The sequence below is a fragment of the Burkholderia sp. Bp9031 genome, from assembly GCF_003857965.1.
In the GTDB taxonomy this organism is placed as follows: Bacteria; Pseudomonadota; Gammaproteobacteria; order Burkholderiales; family Burkholderiaceae; genus Burkholderia; species Burkholderia ambifaria_A.
The window spans coordinates 166,580-180,516 of the sequence record NZ_QTPW01000009.1; the positions used below are offsets into that span (position 1 = coordinate 166,580).

At 67.9% G+C, this 13,937-nt stretch carries 11 protein-coding genes; 9 read left to right on the plus strand and 2 right to left on the minus strand.

Features of this window, described 5'->3' with window-relative positions; genetic code table 11:
• Window positions 1-3: 3 nt before the first annotated feature.
• The 5 genes from DIE15_RS14890 (at window position 4) to DIE15_RS14910 (ending at window position 4,714) form a co-directional block, all read left to right on the plus strand.
• On the plus strand, window positions 4-1,350 hold the full coding sequence (locus DIE15_RS14890) for an ATP-binding protein (protein WP_057929304.1): 1,347 nt from the start codon (window positions 4-6) through the stop codon (window positions 1,348-1,350).
• A 111-nt stretch (window positions 1,351-1,461) separates the two neighbouring features.
• Window positions 1,462-2,946 (plus strand): DegQ family serine endoprotease, encoded by a 1,485-nt coding sequence (locus tag DIE15_RS14895; protein ID WP_057929303.1) that lies wholly within the window; start codon window positions 1,462-1,464, stop codon window positions 2,944-2,946.
• Between the two features lie 94 nt (window positions 2,947-3,040).
• Complete coding sequence (locus DIE15_RS14900) at window positions 3,041-3,478, plus strand: carboxypeptidase-like regulatory domain-containing protein (RefSeq protein WP_057929302.1); 438 nt, start codon at window positions 3,041-3,043, stop codon at window positions 3,476-3,478.
• A 137-nt stretch (window positions 3,479-3,615) separates the two neighbouring features.
• On the plus strand, window positions 3,616-3,975 hold the full coding sequence (locus tag DIE15_RS14905; RefSeq protein ID WP_057929301.1) for a DUF427 domain-containing protein: 360 nt from the start codon (window positions 3,616-3,618) through the stop codon (window positions 3,973-3,975).
• A 28-nt stretch (window positions 3,976-4,003) separates the two neighbouring features.
• Window positions 4,004-4,714: a CoxG family protein gene (locus tag DIE15_RS14910; protein ID WP_124833671.1), complete on the plus strand. Its 711-nt coding sequence runs from the start codon at window positions 4,004-4,006 to the stop codon at window positions 4,712-4,714.
• Window positions 4,715-4,768: 54 nt separating this feature from the next.
• On the opposite strand, the gene DIE15_RS14915 is transcribed toward DIE15_RS14910, so the two are convergent.
• Window positions 4,769-5,773, minus strand: coding sequence for a helix-turn-helix domain-containing protein (locus DIE15_RS14915; RefSeq protein ID WP_124833672.1), 1,005 nt, complete (start codon window positions 5,771-5,773; stop codon window positions 4,769-4,771).
• Window positions 5,774-5,923: 150 nt separating this feature from the next.
• On the opposite strand from DIE15_RS14915, the gene DIE15_RS14920 reads away from it, so the two are divergent.
• Entirely contained in the window at window positions 5,924-6,577 is a 654-nt protein-coding gene (locus tag DIE15_RS14920) for a cysteine hydrolase family protein (protein WP_057929298.1), read from the plus strand.
• A gap of 118 nt (window positions 6,578-6,695) precedes the next feature.
• Here the strand turns inward: DIE15_RS14920 and DIE15_RS14925 are convergent, their stop codons facing one another.
• Window positions 6,696-7,337 carry a TetR family transcriptional regulator gene (locus tag DIE15_RS14925; protein ID WP_057929297.1) on the minus strand — a complete coding sequence of 214 codons (642 nt, stop codon included), beginning with the start codon at window positions 7,335-7,337 and terminating at the stop codon, window positions 6,696-6,698.
• 398 nt (window positions 7,338-7,735) lie between these two features.
• On the opposite strand from DIE15_RS14925, the gene DIE15_RS14930 reads away from it, so the two are divergent.
• From DIE15_RS14930 to DIE15_RS14940, 3 genes are read left to right on the plus strand one after another with little or no spacing between them, the layout of a single operon-like run.
• Window positions 7,736-9,022, plus strand: coding sequence for an efflux RND transporter periplasmic adaptor subunit (locus tag DIE15_RS14930; RefSeq protein WP_124833673.1), 1,287 nt, complete (start codon window positions 7,736-7,738; stop codon window positions 9,020-9,022).
• A 15-nt stretch (window positions 9,023-9,037) separates the two neighbouring features.
• The gene (gene bpeB, locus DIE15_RS14935) at window positions 9,038-12,238 is read left to right on the plus strand and encodes an efflux RND transporter permease BpeB (RefSeq protein WP_057929295.1); all 3,201 of its coding nucleotides are present in this window, start codon (window positions 9,038-9,040) and stop codon (window positions 12,236-12,238) included.
• Complete coding sequence (locus tag DIE15_RS14940; protein ID WP_057929294.1) at window positions 12,238-13,761, plus strand: efflux transporter outer membrane subunit; 1,524 nt, start codon at window positions 12,238-12,240, stop codon at window positions 13,759-13,761. The genes bpeB and DIE15_RS14940 overlap by 1 nt, the downstream gene beginning before the upstream one ends.
• Window positions 13,762-13,937: the final 176 nt, after the last annotated feature.

Sequence of the window (13,937 nt, forward strand, 5' to 3'; positions counted from 1 at the left end):
CGCGTGAGGTCGATTCGTCATCAATTGCTGATCTGGCTGCTTGCGATCGTCGTCGCGGGCGTGGGCATCGCGGGCTGGCTCATCTACCGGCAGGCGCTCGCCGAAGCGAACGAGCTGTTCGACTACCAACTGCAGGAAATCGCGGCGGCCTTGCCGTCCGAGCCGTTCTCGCAGGTGTTCGGCTCGCGCACCAATGGCGACGAAGGCATCGTGATCCAGATCTGGAATCGCAACGGCGTGCTGATGTACTTCTCGCATCCGCGTGCGCCGATCGCGCCGCGCGCGGAGCTCGGCTTCTCGACCGAGCGCACCGATCGCGGCGAATGGCGCGTGTACGGCGCGATCGTCGGTGACAACGTCGTGCAGCTCGCGCAGCCGCTGTCGGTGCGCAACCGGCTCGCGGCGAACGTCGCGCTGCGCACGCTGTGGCCGCTGATCGTGCTGTTGCCGTTCCTCGGCGCGGCCGTGTGGGTGATCGTCGGGCGTGGGCTCGCACCGCTCGGCCGCGTGACGCGCGCGGTCGAGGCGCGCCGGCCGGAAGCGCTCGATCCGCTGCCCGATGCGCGCCTGCCGCTCGAGGTGCAGCCGCTCGTGCGCGCGCTGAACGGGCTGCTCGCGCGGCTGTCGGCCGCGCTCGACACGCAGAAGGCGTTCGTGGCCGACGCCGCGCACGAACTGCGCACGCCGCTCGCGGCCGTGCAGATCCAGGCGCAGCTCGTCGCCCGCGCGAAGGACGACGCATCGCGCCGCGAGGCGGTCGCGGATCTCCAGGATGGCGTGTCGCGTGCGACGCGTCTCACGGAGCAACTGCTCGCGCTTGCACGCGCCGAACCGGATGGCGCGACGATGCGCGAGCCGGTCGACCTGCAGGCGCTGCTTGTCGAATGCGTGGCCGCGCATGCGCCGCTCGCGCAACGGCACCACATCGATCTCGGCTTCGAGGAGACGCGCGCGGCGAGCGTCGTCGCGGACGTCGGCGCGCTACGCGTGATGTTCGGCAACCTGCTCGACAACGCGGTGAAGTACACGCCCGACGGCGGCCGCATCGACGTGTCGCTGATGCGCGACGCGGCTGGCCGCACATGCGTGCAGATCGGCGACAGCGGGCCCGGCATCCCGGCCGACGAGCGCGAGCGCGTGTTCGACCGCTTCTACCGCGACAGCTCTGCGCGCTCGCGCGCCGACGTGTCGGGCAGCGGGCTCGGCCTCGCGATCGTCAAGCGCGTGGCGGCGCAGCAGGGCGCGACGGTGACGCTCGGCGACGCGGCCGCGGGCGGCCTGCTCGTGAGCGTCGTGTTCCGCGACGCCGAGATGCCGGCGCCGGCGCCGCAGGCCTCCGAATCAGTATGACGAACGGCGCCCGAGCGGGCGCGGCGGTGGCCTAAGCCCCGCTTAAGGTCGATTAAGCCTCCTTTAAGTCAGGGTCGTTACGCTGCGTCCTAACAAAGAGGAGGTCCTACGATGAACACCCGATTCCTTGCGCGCGGCGCCGTCGCGGTCGCCGTGGCAGCTGCCCTGTCCGCCGGCTATGTCGCGGGCACCCGCCGCGCCGATCCGCAGATCATCACGCCCGCGCAGGCCGCCGCGCTGATGCCGGCCGAGGCCGCGGCAAAGACCGGCATTCCCGATTTCTCCGGGCTGGTCGAAACCTACGGCCCGGCGGTCGTGAACATCAGCGCGAAGCACGTCGTGAAGCAGGTGTCGCGGCGGGTGCAGCAGCCGCAGCTGCCGATGGATCCGAGCGACCCGTTCTACCAGTTCTTCAAGCACTTCTACGGCCAGGTGCCGGGCATGGGCGGCGACGCGCAGCCGGACGACCAGCCGAGCGCGAGCCTCGGTTCGGGATTCATCGTCAGCGCCGACGGGTACATCCTCACCAATGCACACGTGATCGACGGCGCGAACGTCGTCACGGTCAAACTGACCGACAAGCGCGAGTACAAGGCGAAGGTCGTCGGCTCCGACAAGCAGTCCGACGTCGCGGTGCTGAAGATCGACGCGAGCGGCCTGCCGACCGTGAAGATCGGCGACCCGGGCCAGAGCAAGGTCGGCCAGTGGGTCGTCGCGATCGGCTCGCCGTACGGCTTCGACAACACGGTCACGTCCGGCATCATCAGCGCGAAATCGCGCGCGCTGCCCGACGAGAACTACACGCCGTTCATCCAGACCGACGTGCCGGTGAACCCCGGCAACTCGGGCGGCCCGCTGTTCAACCTGCAGGGCGAGGTGATCGGCATCAACTCGATGATCTACTCGCAGACGGGCGGCTTCCAGGGCCTGTCGTTCGCGATCCCGATCAACGAGGCGATCAAGGTCAAGGACGAGCTCGTGAAGACGGGCCACGTGAGCCGCGGCCGCCTCGGCGTCGCCGTGCAGGGGCTGAACCAGACGCTCGCGAGCTCGTTCGGTCTGCAGAAACCGGACGGCGCGCTCGTCAGCTCGGTCGACCCGAACGGCCCGGCCGCGAAGGCGGGCCTGCAGCCGGGCGACGTGATCCTGGCGGTCAACGGCTCGCCGGTGGCCGACTCCACGTCGCTGCCCGCGCAGATCGCGAACCTGAAGCCGGGCTCGAAGGCTGACCTGCAGGTGTGGCGCGACAAGTCGAAGAAGTCGATCAGCGTGACGCTCGGCGCGATGGCCGACGCGAAGCTGGCGTCGAACGACGGCAGCCCCGTCGAGCAGGGGCGCCTCGGCGTCGCGGTGCGTCCGCTCACGCCGCAGGAGCGCAGCGCGACCAGCCTGTCGCACGGGCTGATCGTGCAGCAGGCCGGCGGCCCGGCAGCGAGCGCGGGCATCCAGCCGGGCGACGTGATCCTCGCGGTCAACGGCCGCCCGGTCACGAGCCCCGAGCAGTTGCGCGATGCGGTCAAGGGAGCGGGCAACAGTCTTGCTCTACTGATCCAGCGCGATAATGCACAGATCTTCGTGCCGGTCGACCTGAGCTGACCGGCGGCCGTTGCGGGCCGGCCTTGCCGGCCCTGGCGGGCGCCGCCGGCGTTCGGCCTCGTGGTGTTGTGTTCCGACCCGAAAGGAGAGAGCCATGCAATATCTACGCAACGTGTCCCGATTTGCCGTCGCCGCGGCGCTGGCCGCCGGCTTTGCGGCCGCCGTGCCCGGCGCGTACGCGCAATCGGACGGCTTGCCCGCGGCGAGCCAGCAGGGCGATGTCAGCTACGTGTCAGGCGGCATCGGCAAGGATCAATCGACGGCATTCGAGCAAAACGAAGCGGCGTGGCCGCTGGCGCTGCGCTTCACCGGCAAGGGCGGCGAATACCTGGCCGACGTCCATGTGCGGATCGTCGACGGCAAGGGCACCGAGCTGCTGAAGACGGACGCACGCGGGCCGTACATGCTCGTGAAGCTGCCGCCGGGGCGCTACACTGTCCACGCGTCGTACCAGGGCAGTGATGAATCGCGCGCGGTCACGGTCGGGGCGAAGGGCGGCACGAAGGCCGCGTTCCAGTGGAGTGCGCAGTAGCGCATCGCGCGGGCCCTGCCCGGGGCGCGCAATCGGATGAAGTTTCGCCCATAATGAAAGCCACGGCACCTGTGCCGTGGCTTTTTCGTTTCCTGCGCCCGGCTTGCCTGCCGGGGCCGCCGCCCGGAGGAGAAACGATGTCCGATCCCGCCGACCTTCGCCTCGAGATCGTGCCGAACCGCCATCGCGTGCGCGTGATCCATCGCGGCATCACGTATGCCGATTCGCACGGCGCACTGACCGTGCGCGAAACGGGCCAGCCGGACATCCATTACCTGCCGCGCGGCGACGTCAACATGCACCGGCTCGTGAAGTCGAGCGTCACGACGGTCTGCCCGCTGCGGGGCCAGGCCGTGTATTTCGATTTGCAGACCGAAGACGGCGTGATCGAGAACGCCGCGTGGAGTTACGAAGAACCGGGGGAGACCGCGTCCGCGCTTGCGCACTACGTCGCCTTCGATGTCGCACGGGTCGACAGTCTCGTCGAGACGTCCTGATGCGGCGCGTGTTCATCGGGGAGGCATCATGGAACTGAACGACACGTTGCGCGTACCGCTCGCGCCGGCTGTCGTGCGGGAGGCATTCGAGGATCTCGCGTTGCTGCGGGCGAGCTTCGAGCACTGCGAATCGTTCGTGAAGCTCGCGCACGGCGAGTTCGCGCTGACGATCACGGTCCCGCTCGGCCCGCTGCGTGCGCGCTACGACGTGCGTGCGCACTCGGCGAGCGAGCAGGGCGACGCGGAAGGGCAGCCGCGCCGCGTGCTCAGCTTCAAGGCGCGGGCCGACGGCCTCGGCGCGCTGCGCGGGCAGGTCGACCTCGTGCTGCTGCCGGACGATGACGACGCAGCCGCGACGCGCATCGAATACCTGGTGTGGGCGACGGCAAGCGGGCCGCTCGCCGAACTGCCGGCGCGGCAGATCGAGAATGCGCTGCGCGAGTGGACCGACGATTTCTTCCGCGAATTCTGCGCGGTCGTGCAGGCGAAGCACGGTCTCGTGCCGAACCGCGCGCGCTCGAATCCGCAGCGTCGCCAGCATGTGTTCCTGCGGCCCGCGTCGCTGATGGCTGCCGCGAAGCGTCCGCTGCCGCCGCACCTGGGCGGCGCGCTGAGCGGCCGCGCCGCGAGCGCCGTCCATCATCGCGAATCCGGCCCGCTGCCCGTCTGGGCGTGGGCGGCGATCATCGTGTTCGTCGCGCTGCTGCTGTATGCGGCGCGCTGGATCAACGGCGCCTGAGCGCCTGCGTCCGCCAACGCGTTGCCCGGCCGACCGCCTGCGGCGGCGTGGTGGTCACTGGCGCCGCGGGTCGGGCCCGGCGCCGCGAAATTCCCTTCGATACGCCGACGGCGACGTGCCGAGCGCGCCCGCGAAATGCTGGCGCAGCGACACGCTCGAGCCGTAGCCCGCCGCCTGCGCGATCGCGTCGATCGATTGTCCGGTGGTTTCCAGCAGATGCTGCGCGCGCGTGAGCCGCTCGGCCTGCAGCCACGCGGTCACGGTCGTGCCCGTCGCCTGGCGGAAATGACGCGTGAACGTGCGCCGGCTCATCAGCACGCGCTCGGCGAGAGAGTCCACACTGTGCGCGACGTCGAGATGCGTGCGCACCCAGTCGAGCAGGCCCGCGAGCCGTGCGTCGCGCGGATGCGCGGCGACCGGCTGCGGCACGTATTGCGCCTGTCCGCCCTGGCGGTGCGGCGGGATTACGAGACGGCGCGCGATCCGGTTCGCGGCCTCCGAGCCGAAGCGGCGCCGCACGACGTGCAGGCAGCAGTCGAGCCCAGCGGCCGTGCCGGCCGACGTCATCAGGTTGCCGTCGTCGACGTACAGCACGTCGGGGTCGAGCTTCACGCGCGGAAAACGCCGCGCGAAGTCGTCGGCCCACGCCCAGTGCGTCGTGGCCGGACGCCCGTCGAGCAGCCCGGCCGTGGCGAGCACGTACGCGCCGAGGCACAGGCCGACGACCTGCGCGCCGCGCGCGGCGGCCGTGCGTACCGCGTCGACCAGCGCGTCCGGTGGTGTTTCGTCGGGATCGCGCCACGCCGGCACGATGACGATGTCCGCGTCGTCGAGCGCGTCGAGCCCGTACGGCGCGGTGATCGCGAAGCCACCGGTGGTCGACAGCGGGCCGCGCTCGGCCGAACAGACGCGGAAATCGAGCGCGGGCGTCGCGGCCGCATCGCGCTCCTTGCCGAACACGGCGGACGGCACCGACAGGTGGAACGGGCTGATGCCGTCGTACGCGATCACGGCGACGACGGTCGGGGCAACGGCAACGGACGACGCAGCGGCACGCATGGCGGGCTCCGGAATGGTGATGGCCCGATTCTATCGAAGAATGGCAATCGGGCCACTGTCCACCGGTGCGATGCGATCCGACAATGCATCGCATCGTGCTGCTGACCGCCCCGTTCCGGAGCGGGGCGGCACCCGAACCCGGAGCCTGCCATGTCCAACCCCGCATCGCCTGCCGCTGCCCGCCGTGCCCTGATCGTGATCGATGTCCAGAACGAATACGTGACGGGCAACCTGCCGATCGAGTATCCGAGCGTCGACGCGTCGCTCGCGAACATCGGCCGCGCGATCGATGCCGCGCATGCGGCCGGCGTGCCCGTGATCGTCGTCCAGCACGTCGCGCCGGCTGGTGCACCGATCTTCGCGCCCGGCACGGACGGCGTCGCGCTGCATCCGGTCGTCGCCGACCGGCCCCATGCGCACCTGATCGTGAAGGCGCAGGCCAGCGCGTTCGCCGGCACCGATCTCGCCGCGTGGCTCGATGCGCACGGCATCGACACGCTCGCGGTCGCCGGCTACATGACGCACAACTGCAATGCGTCGACGGTCTATCACGCGGCGCATGCGGGGCTCGCCGTCGAGTATCTGGCGGACGCGACGGGCGCGTTGCCGTACGAGAACGAAGCGGGTGCGGCGAGTGCCGAAGAGATTCACCGCGCGTACACGGTGGTGTTCCAGTCGAATTTCGCGGCCGTGATGTCGACCGATGCCTGGATCGCGGGACTCGGCGGCGCGGCGATGCCGAAGCGCGATTCGGTGGCCGCATCGAACCGGCGGGCCCGCGCGCAGCGCGCGAAGGCGGCCTGAGCGAACTGGAGTGAGAAGGGGCTGCCGGGCGGAGCGGCGCTGCCGCCCATGCGGGGCCGGGTCGCCCGGCCACCGATGACGATGAAGGCGCGCATCACGCCGTGAGGGGAAGCGCCGGTCAGTCGCCCGTTTTCAGCATCGCCGGGCTGTAGCGCATCATGTCGAAGCAGCCGTCGACGAGCTGTTCCGCATGCTGCTCGGCATCGATCTCGTCGGGCAGCATCAGCATGTCGCGCACGAAGCCGCTGACGAGCGTGTGCAGCATCAGCGTCGCGCGCCACGTGTCGAGCCGCTCGGGCAGCAGCTTGAGCCGCACGGCGCCCGCGAGATCGGCATCGATCGCATGCAGCGCCTCGCTCATTCCCGCGCGGTTGCGTTGCAGCAGCGGCTCCATGTCCGCGACGTATTCGCACTTCATGAACAGGATGCTGAACACGCGCCGCAACTGCGAGTCGCGCTGCACCCCGAGCAGGCACCAGATCAGGATCTTGCGGATCTTCTCGAGCGGATTGCCGCCCGGTGCATCGAGCGGCATGCGCTTGAGCTCGTCGATCGGCAGGAACACGCGGTCGAACATCGCATCGAACAGCTCGCTCTTGTTCGCGAAATGCCAGTAGATCGCGCCGCGCGTCACGCCGGCGTGCTGGGCGATGTCCGCGAGCGACGTGTGCGACACGCCCTTCTCGAAGAACACGTGTTCGGCAGCGTCGAGAATGCGGTTGCGCGTCTCGAGTGCCTCCTCCTTGGTGCGTCTGACCATGTGCAGGCCTGAATGGATCGATCGTAGGTGAATATAGGGTCTGTAACCCTCGTCGCCGTTGCGAGGAGTCGCTATGCTTGCGACTGGTAATAATTCGTAAGACTTGACGGTCGGCGGCGGGCGAGCGGGCTTTTTACATACATTCGTGAATGTATATACAATACCACCCTACGATCGAATGGCCAAAGTGGCAATCAGTTAATATCCCACTCTGCTGATTCCCGCCAAAGTACCAGTCCGCAGTTCGCGGCATCTCGTCGGCATGGAGGTCTCGTGCCGACTTGCTGTATCCAGTAGTCCAGCAATTCAGGTGTTCGATCTGCGCCGCGAGGCGCATCCGTGTGGCGCTCCGTTCGGGCGCCGCACTCATTCCAATGGTTATACACAGAGGTCGCTCCATGCGCGTCGAACGGGTTCCATACCGCTTACTCACTGTCGCGACGGCCGCCGTTTTCCTGGCCGCGTGCGGGAAAAAAGAATCGGCACCGCCGCCGCAAACGCCGGAAGTCGGCGTCGTCACCGTCCAGCCGCAATCCGTAGCGGTCTTCACCGAACTGCCGGGCCGCACCAGCGCGTTCCTGGTCGCGCAGGTCCGCGCACGGGTCGACGGCATCGTGCTGCGCCGTGAATTCACCGAAGGCAGCGACGTCAAGGCCGGCCAGCGCCTCTACAAGATCGACCCGGCGCCGTACGTCGCCGCCCTGAACAGCGCGAAGGCGACGCTCGCGAAGGCGCAGGCGAACCTCGCCACGCAGAACGCGCTGCTCGCGCGCTACAAGGTGCTGGTGGCCGCGAACGCGGTCAGCAAGCAGGACTACGACAACGCGGTGGCCACTCAAGGGCAGGCCGCGGCGGATGTCGCGGCCGGCAAGGCAGCGGTCGACACCGCGCAGATCAACCTCGGCTATACGGACGTCGTGTCGCCGATCACCGGCCGCGTCGGCATTTCGCAAGTGACGCCGGGCGCCTACGTGCAGGCGAGCCAGGCAACGCTGATGTCGACGGTGCAGCAGCTCGATCCGGTCTACGTCGACCTCACGCAGTCGAGCCTCGACGGGCTCAAGCTGCGCCAGGACGTGCAGAGCGGCCGCTTGAAGACGAGCGGCCCGGGCGCGGCGAAGGTGTCGCTGATCCTCGAAGACGGCAAGACCTATTCGGACGCCGGCAAGCTGCAGTTCTCGGACGTGACGGTCGACCAGACCACCGGCTCGGTGACGATCCGCGCGGTGTTCCCGAACCCGGGCCGCGTGCTGCTGCCGGGGATGTTCGTGCGCGCACGGATCGAGGAAGGCGTGAACGAGAACGCGTTCCTGGTGCCGCAGATCGGCGTCACGCATGACCAGAAGGGCCAGGCGATCGCGATGGTCGTGAACGCGAGCAACAAGGTCGAGCCGCGTCCGCTGAAGACGACCGGCATGCAGGGTCAGAACTGGGTCGTCGAAGGTGGCCTGCAGGCGGGCGACCGCGTGGTCGTGCAGGGCGTCGACAAGGTTCGTCCGGGCGCGACCGTGAAGTCGGTCGCGGCGCAGCTGCCGGCCGCCAATGCCGCATCGGGTGCCGCCGCATCGGCCGCGCCGGCCGCCGCCGGTTCGGGCGCCACAGCTGCTTCGGGCGCAGCCGTCTCGGGTGCAGCCGCATCGGGCGCAGCGCCGGCGAGTGCCGCCGCTGCTTCGAGCGCGCAATAACAGGGAGCCTGTTTCATGGCAAAGTTTTTTATCGATCGCCCGATCTTCGCGTGGGTGATCGCCATCATCCTGATGCTGGCCGGGGTTGCGGCGATCTTCACGCTGCCGATCTCGCAGTATCCGACGATCGCGCCGCCATCGATCCAGATCACCGCGAACTACCCGGGCGCTTCCGCGAAGACGGTGGAAGACACGGTGACGCAGGTGATCGAGCAGCAGATGAGCGGTCTCGACCACTTCCTGTACATGTCGTCGACCAGTGACGACTCGGGCAACGCGACGATCACGCTGACGTTCGCGCCGGGCACCAACGCGGACATCGCGCAGGTCCAGGTGCAGAACAAGCTGTCGCTCGCGACGCCGGTTCTGCCGCAGGTCGTGCAGCAGCTGGGCCTGTCGGTGACGAAGTCGAGCAGCAGCTTCCTGCTGGTGCTCGCCTTCAACTCCGAAGACGGCAGCATGAACAAGTATGACCTCGCGAACTTCGTGGCGTCGCACGTGAAGGATCCGATCAGCCGGTTGAACGGCGTCGGCACCGTCACGCTGTTCGGCTCGCAGTACGCGATGCGGATCTGGCTCGACCCGACCCGCCTGACGAACTACGGCCTCACGCCGGTCGACGTGACGAGCGCGATCACCGCGCAGAACGTGCAGGTCGCGGGCGGCCAGATCGGCGGCACGCCGGCCAAGCCGGGCACCGTGCTGCAGGCGACGATCACCGAATCGACGCTGCTGCAGACGCCCGAGCAGTTCGGCAACATCCTGCTGAAGGTCAACCAGGACGGCTCGCAGGTTCGCCTGAAGGACGTCGCGCAGATCGGCCTCGGCGGCGAAAACTACAACTTCGACACGAAGTACAACGGTCAGCCGACCGCGGCACTCGGTATCCAGCTCGCGACCAACGCGAACGCGCTCGCGACCGCGAAGGCCGTGCGCGCGAAGATCGACGAGCTCGCACCGTTCTTCCCGCACGGCCTCGTCGTGAAGTATCCGTACGACACGACGCCGTTCGTGAAGCTGTCGATCGAGGAAGTGGTCAAGACGCTGCTCGAAGGTATCGTGCTCGTGTTCCTCGTGATGTATCTGTTCCTGCAGAACCTGCGGGCGACGATCATCCCGACGATCGCGGTGCCGGTGGTGCTGCTCGGCACGTTCGCGATCATGTCGCTGGTGGGCTTCTCGATCAATACGCTGTCGATGTTCGGCCTCGTGCTCGCGATCGGCCTGCTGGTGGACGATGCGATCGTGGTGGTGGAGAACGTCGAGCGCGTGATGGCGGAAGAGGGGCTGTCGCCGAAGGAGGCGACCCGCAAGGCGATGGGCCAGATCACCGGCGCACTCGTCGGCGTGGCGCTCGTGCTGTCGGCGGTGTTCGTGCCGGTCGCGTTCTCCGGCGGTTCGGTCGGCGCGATCTATCGCCAGTTCTCGCTGACGATCGTGTCGGCGATGGTGCTGTCGGTGCTGGTCGCGTTGATTCTGACGCCCGCGCTGTGCGCGACGATCCTCAAGCCGATCCCGCAGGGCCATCACGAAGAGAAGAAGGGCTTCTTCGGCTGGTTCAACCGCACGTTCAACAACAGCCGCGACAAGTACCACGTCGGCGTGCACCACGTGATCAAGCGCTCGGGCCGCTGGCTCATCATCTATCTGGTCGTGATCGTCGCGGTCGGGCTGCTGTTCGTGCGCCTGCCGAAGTCGTTCCTGCCCGATGAAGACCAGGGCCTGATGTTCGTGATCGTGCAGACGCCGTCGGGTTCGACGCAGGAAACGACCGCGAAGACGCTCGCGAACATTTCCGACTACCTGCTGAAGGACGAGAAGGAAATCGTCGAGTCGGCGTTCACGGTCAACGGCTTCAGCTTCGCCGGCCGCGGCCAGAACTCCGGTCTCGTGTTCGTGAAGCTGAAGGACTACTCGCAGCGTCAGCACGCGAACCAGAAGGTCCAGGCGCTGATCGGCCGGATGTTCGGCCGCTATTCGGGCTACAAGGACGCGATCGTGATCCCGTTCAACCCGCCGTCGATTCCGGAGCTCGGTACCGCCGCCGGCTTCGACTTCGAGCTGACGGACAACGCCGGTCTCGGCCACGACGCGCTGATGGCCGCGCGTAACCAGCTGCTCGGGATGGCCGCGAAGGAGCCGACGCTGCAGGGCGTGCGTCCGAACGGGCTGAACGATACGCCGCAGTACAAGGTCGACATCGATCGCGAGAAGGCGAACGCGCTCGGCGTGACGGCGGATGCGATCGACCAGACGTTCTCGATCGCGTGGGCGTCGAAGTACGTGAACAACTTCCTCGATACCGACGGCCGGATCAAGAAGGTGTACGTGCAGTCGGACGCGCCGTTCCGGATGACGCCGGAAGACCTGAACATCTGGTACGTGCGCAACGGGTCGGGCGGGATGGTGCCGTTCAGTTCGTTCGCGACCGGTCACTGGACGTATGGTTCGCCGAAGCTCGAGCGCTACAACGGCGTGTCCGCGATGGAAATCCAGGGTCAGGCCGCGCCGGGCAAGTCGACCGGTCAGGCGATGACCGCGATGGAAGGGCTCGCGAAGAAGCTGCCGGTCGGTATCGGCTATTCGTGGACCGGCCTGTCGTTCCAGGAAATCCAGTCGGGCTCGCAGGCGCCGATCCTGTACGCGATCTCGATCCTGGTCGTGTTCCTGTGTCTGGCGGCACTGTATGAAAGCTGGTCGATCCCGTTCTCGGTGATCATGGTGGTGCCGCTCGGCGTGATCGGCGCACTGCTGGCGGCGACGATGCGCGGTCTCGAGAACGACGTGTTCTTCCAGGTCGGCCTGTTGACCACGGTGGGCTTGTCCGCGAAGAACGCGATCCTGATCGTCGAGTTCGCGCGCGAACTGCAGCAGACGGAGAAGATGGGGCCGATCGAGGCCGCGCTGGAAGCGGCGCGCCTGCGGCTGCGTCCGATCCTGATGACGTCGCTCGCGTTCATTCTCGGCGTGATGCCGCTCGCGATCAGCAACGGCGCGGGCTCGGCCAGCCAGCACGCGATCGGTACCGGCGTGATCGGCGGGATGATCACGGCGACGTTCCTCGCGATCTTCATGATCCCGATGTTCTTCGTGAAGATCCGTGCGATCTTCAGCGGCGAGAAGGAAGACGTCGACGAGGCGCTGCGCCTGGCTCAGGAGCACTCGCACCACGAAGAGACGCCGGGCAACGGTGACGAAGGCAACAAGGGACAGTGATGATGCAAAAACACGCTTTGACTGCAATCGCGGTCGCGCTCCTGGCCACGGGCTGCACGCTGGCGCCGCATTACACGCGGCCCGATGCGCCCGTCGCGCAGGCGTACCCGGCCGGTGGCGTCTATGCGACGCAGCCGGGTGCTGCCGGCGCGCGCAGCGCGAACGGCCAGGCGGCGACCGCCATCGGCTGGCGCGAATTCTTCGTCGATCCGCGCCTGCAGCGGCTGATCGAGATCGCGCTGAAGAACAACCGCGACCTGCGCGTGGCAGTGCTGAACATCGAGGCGGCGCGCGCGCAGTACCAGATCACGCGCGCCGGGCTGTTCCCGACGCTCGATGCGACGGGCACCGGCAATCGTCAGCGGTTGCCGAATTCGCTGACGGCGGTGCCGGGCCGCAACATCACGACCACCTACAACGTCGGCCTGTCCGCGTCGTGGGAGCTCGACTTGTTCGGCCGGATCCAGAGCCTGAAGGACCAGGCGCTCGCGCAATACCTGTCGACGTCGTACGCGCGGCAGGGCACCGAGATCTCGCTCGTGTCGCAGGTCGCGGATCAATACCTGACGCTGCTGTCGACCGACGACCTGCTGAAGGTCACGGAAAACACGCTGAAGACCGCGCAGGCGTCGTACGACCTGACGAAGCTGCAGTTCGACAACGGCACGGGCTCCGAGCTCGAGCTGCGTCAGGCGCAGACGGTGGTCGAGCAGGCGCTGTCCAACCAGCAGGCGCAGGCGCGCGCGCGCGCGCAGGCGCTGAACGCGCTGGTGCTGCTGATCGGCGAGCCGCTGCCGGACGATCTGCCGGCGGGCATGCCGCTCGACGCGCAGAACCTGCTGACCGACGTGCCGGCCGGTCTGCCGTCGGACCTGCTCACGCGCCGTCCGGACGTGATGCAGGCCGAGCAGACGCTCCTCGCCGCGAACGCGAACATCGGTGCGGCGCGCGCGGCGTTCTTCCCGCGCATCTCGCTGACGGGCGCGTTCGGTACCGCGAGCCCGACGCTCGGCGGCCTGTTCAAGGCCGGCACGGCGGCGTGGTCGTTCGCGCCGCAGATCACGATGCCGATCTTCGAAGGCGGGCAGAACATCGCGAACCTGAACCTCGCGAACGTGCAGAAGCGCATCGAGATCGCCAACTACGAGAAGGCGATCCAGTCGGCGTTCCGCGAAGTGTCCGACGGGCTGGCCGCACGCGGCACGTACGACCAGCAGATCGCCGCGCTCGAGCGCAACGAGCACGCGCAGCAGCGTCGTTTCGATCTGTCGGACCTGCGCTACAAGAACGGCGTCGACAGCTACCTGTCGGTGCTGACCGCGCAAACCGATCTGTACACCGCGCAGCAGTCGCTGATCAACGCGCGTCTGGCGCGCTGGACGAACCTCGTCGATCTGTATCGTGCGCTGGGCGGCGGCTGGATCCAGCACGCGGGCGAGACGCCGCGCGCGCCGGACCAGACGGTCGACTACGACAAGGCGGCCGCACCGGCGCCTGCGTCGGCAGCGGCGACGAACGGATAAGCCCGACGGCGGGCAGGGGCGGGCGACCGCTCCGGTTCGCCGACGCCGCGGTCCCCGCGATGCGACAACGCCACGGACGACAATCCGTGGCGTTTTTTTGTGCGGCAGGTTTGTCGCGTGGGTCGAGGGTGCGCGGTGAGGTATGTGGCGAGTTCGAGCCGACCGTCGTTCTTCGG